Annotated in this window: 3 protein-coding genes and 1 pseudogene; 1 reads left to right on the forward strand and 3 read right to left on the reverse strand. The window is 74.8% G+C overall.

The window, feature by feature from the left end:
- Nucleotides 1–764 (forward strand): annotated as a pseudogene (locus RKE29_RS28700) (aminodeoxychorismate/anthranilate synthase component II); the annotation flags it as partial.
- 195 nt (nt 765–959) lie between these two features.
- On the opposite strand, the gene RKE29_RS28705 reads toward RKE29_RS28700, so the two are convergent.
- From RKE29_RS28705 to RKE29_RS28715, 3 genes are all read right to left on the reverse strand, one after another.
- Nucleotides 960–1988 (reverse strand): 6-phosphofructokinase, encoded by a 1029-nt coding sequence (locus RKE29_RS28705; RefSeq protein WP_312008628.1) that lies wholly within the window; start codon nt 1986–1988, stop codon nt 960–962.
- Between the two features lie 322 nt (nt 1989–2310).
- Entirely contained in the window at nt 2311–2958 is a 648-nt protein-coding gene (locus tag RKE29_RS28710) for a response regulator transcription factor (RefSeq protein ID WP_312008630.1), read from the reverse strand.
- 113 nt (nt 2959–3071) lie between these two features.
- A partial coding sequence (locus RKE29_RS28715) for an ATP-binding protein (RefSeq protein ID WP_312008629.1) occupies nt 3072–3489 on the reverse strand: 418 nt, incomplete at its 5' end.

Raw genomic sequence — 3489 nt, forward strand, 5'->3', positions numbered from 1 at the left:
CCGCCCGGAGCGGCGCGCCCGAGGGTGCCGCGCTCACGGACCCGTCCGGCCGCCCGCGGCTGGCCGACGACCCGCGCGTGCGGGCGGCGCTGGACGCCCGGCGCGCGGACCTCGCGCCGTTCTGGGTGCGGCTGCGGACCGTCCCGGAGCGCCGCGGGCCGCTGGCGGGCCACGTCCTGGTGGTCGACGCCGAGGACACCTTCACGGCCATGCTCGCCCACATGCTGCGGGCGCACGGCCTGACCGTCACCGTCCGGCGGTTCGACGCGCCGGGCGCACGCGAGGCGGCGCTCGCGCACCGCGGCCCGGTGGTGCTCGGCCCCGGGCCCGGCGACCCGTCGGACCCGGCCGACCCGCGCATGCGGTTCCTGCGCGAGCTGACCGGGCGCCTGCTGGCCGGGCACCGGTACGGCCTGCTCGGCGTGTGCCTGGGGCACGAGCTGATCGCGGCCGAGCTGGGCCTGCCGATCGTGCGCAAGGCCGTGCCGTTCCAGGGCGCCCAGGAGCGGATCGACTTCTTCGGCCGGCCCGAGACCGTCGGCTTCTACAGCACCTTCACCGCCCGCTGCGACGACGCGGCGGCCGCGCGGCTCGCCACGCGCGAGGTGGCGCTCAGCCGGGACCCGGCCACCGGGGACGTGCACGCGCTGCGCGGACCCGGCTTCGCGGGCCTGCAGTTCCACCCCGAGTCGGTGCTCACCATGAACGGCGCGACGATCACCGCCGAACTGCTGGCGGCGGTGCTGGTGGGCGCGGCGGGCTGACCGGGGCGGCGGGTGCGCTGCCGGGGTCCGGCGGGCCGTACGGGCGGCGTGACACGCCCGTACAGCCCGCGCCCGGACGGCCCGCCGGGCCCCGGCCGCCGCCCGCATGTCGGACGTCAGGTGGCAACTGACAGATGACAGTCATCAGGCGACAGGCGGCAGATAACAGATGCGGATGACAGATTTCAATATCTGTCATCCGAAGAAGACGCCCGCCTCCGCGTACAGCCCCGGGTCGACCGTCTTCAGCTTCGCGGTGGCCTCGCTCAACGGGACCCGGACGATGTCCGTGCCGCGCAGCGCCACCATCGTGCCGAAGTCCCCGTCGTACACCGCGTCGATGGCGTGCAGGCCGAAGCGGGTGGCCAGCCAGCGGTCGAAGGCGCTGGGCGTGCCGCCGCGCTGGATGTGCCCGAGCACGGTGGTACGGGCCTCCTTGCCCGTGCGCCGCTCGATCTGCTTGGCGAGCCACTCGCCGACCCCGGACAGCCGGACGTGGCCGAAGGAGTCCAGCGAGTCGTCCTTGAGCACCGCCTCGCCGCCCTTGGGGCTGGCGCCCTCGGCGACGACCACGATCGGCGCGTACCGGGTCTTGAAGCGGGACTCGACCCACTCGCAGACCTGGTCGAGGTCGAAGCGCTGCTCGGGGATGAGGATGGCGTTGGCGCCGCCGGCGAGCCCGGCGTGCAGCGCGATCCATCCGGCGTGCCGGCCCATCACCTCCACGACCAGGACGCGCATGTGCGACTCGGCGGTGGTGTGCAGGCGGTCGATGGCCTCGGTGGCGATGTTGACGGCGGTGTCGAAGCCGAAGGTGTAGTCGGTGGCCGACAGGTCGTTGTCGATGGTCTTGGGCACGCCGACGCACGGGATGCCGTACTCCTCGTGCAGCCGGGAGGCCACGCCCAGGGTGTCCTCGCCGCCGATCGCCACCAGCGCCCGCGCCTCGTGCTTGGCGAGGTTGTCCCGGATGCGGCGGACGCCGTCGGCGCTGCCGAAGGGGTTGGTGCGCGAGGAGCCGAGGATGGTGCCGCCGCGCGGCAGGATGCCGCGCACCGCGCGCACGTCGAGGTGCGTCGTGTCGCCTTCCAGCGCGCCGCGCCAGCCCTCCCGGAAGCCGACGAAGTCGTAGCCGTAGTTCTGCGTGCCCTTGCGGACGATGGCGCGGATGACCGCGTTGAGCCCGGGGCAGTCGCCGCCGCCGGTCAGCACTCCGACCCGCATCACGTGTCCCTTCTCGCGCGTGCCGCGCGATTCCCGCCAGATCATCTGTATTTACTGGCATTCCAGCGCTTTTTACCGTATTCCCCCGCTCATGACCCGTTTCTGACCGCAACGCTACTGGCGGGACAAGGGCGTGCGGGATACGCCGAACGGTGCATTCCACCGGGGCCGCGCGGCGGTTGGCGCCGGAACAGAGGGAACGTTTCACCCGTACGAGCGGCCTCCGGCACGCGAGGCTGCCGTCCCCCGGACGCGAAAAGCGGCGCCCCGCGCGGGGCGCCGCTTTTCGCCGGCCAGAGGTCGGGTTCTCGCTGGGTGAGGGTCAGGCTCCGTCGTCCAGGCCGCGTTCGATCGCGTACCGCACCAGCTCCACGCGGTTGTGGAGCTGGAGCTTGCCCAGGGTGTTCTGCACGTGGTTCTGGACGGTGCGGTGGGAGATGACCAGGCGCTCGGCTATCTGCTTGTACGACAGGCCCTTGGCCACCAGCCGCAGCACCTCCGTCTCCCGCTCGGTCAGCCGCGGCGCGTCCGGCTCGCCCGACGCCGCCGGGGCGGGCTCGCTCGCCAGCCGCCGGTACTCGCCGAGCACCAGGCCGGCGAGTCCCGGCGTGAACACCGGCTCGCCGTGCGCCGTACGGCCCACCGCGTCCAGCAGTTCCTCGGTGCTCGCCGACTTCACCAGGTAGCCGGTGGCACCGGACTTGACCGCCTCCAGCACGTCGGCGTGCTCGCCGCTCGCGGAGAGCACCAGCACCCGCAGGGACGGGTCGGCGCCCGCCAGTTGGCGGCACACCTCGACGCCGGGCAGGCCGGGCAGGTTGAGGTCGAGCACGAGCACGTCGGGGACCACCGCGCGGGCGCGGCGCACCGCCTGCGGCCCGTCGCCGGCCGTGGCCACCACGTCGAACCCGGCCTCCGACAGGTCGCGGGCCACCGCGTCGCGCCACATGGGGTGGTCGTCCACCACCATCACGCGGACCGCCGCCGCGGCCTCGCCCGGCCCGCCCGCCGCCCCGGCCGCGCGCGTCGCGCCCGCCGTACGCGCCGTATCCGCCGATCCGTCACGGCCGCCGTCCCGTACGGTCATTCCGCCGTCCTTCCGCCCCGCGGCACCGTCAGCTCCACCTCCGTGCCCTGGCCGGGCACGGACGTCCACGCGGCGCTGCCGCCCAGCTCCCGCAGCCTGCCGCGGATCGACAGGGCCACGCCGAGGCGGCCCTCGCGCTCCGCTGCCGCGAGCCGGCCCTCGGGGATGCCGGGCCCGTCGTCCCGCACGGTCACCGTCACCGCCTCCGGCTCGTCCTCGACCAGAATCCACGCGCGGGCGTCCGGGCCCGCGTGCACCCGCACATTGTCCAGGGCGGCGCCCACGGCGGCGGCCAACTCGGCCGCGTCCGCGGCGTCGAGCAGCACCGGTGCGCCCGGCTCGGCGAGGGTCACGCGCGCGCCGGCGTGCCGGGCCAGCAGCACCCGCAGGTCGGCCCTGGCCGCGGGCGCCCCG

Source organism: Streptomyces sp. B1866, assembly GCF_031932565.1.
Classification (GTDB): domain Bacteria; phylum Actinomycetota; class Actinomycetes; order Streptomycetales; family Streptomycetaceae; genus Streptomyces.

Coding starts and splice junctions, on each gene's coding strand:
- RKE29_RS28710 (WP_312008630.1), bottom strand. CDS start 2,958: ATGGTGGTGGACGACCACCCCATGTGGCGCGACGCGGTGGCCCGCGAC.
- RKE29_RS28705 (WP_312008628.1), bottom strand. CDS start 1,988: ATGCGGGTCGGAGTGCTGACCGGCGGCGGCGACTGCCCCGGGCTCAAC.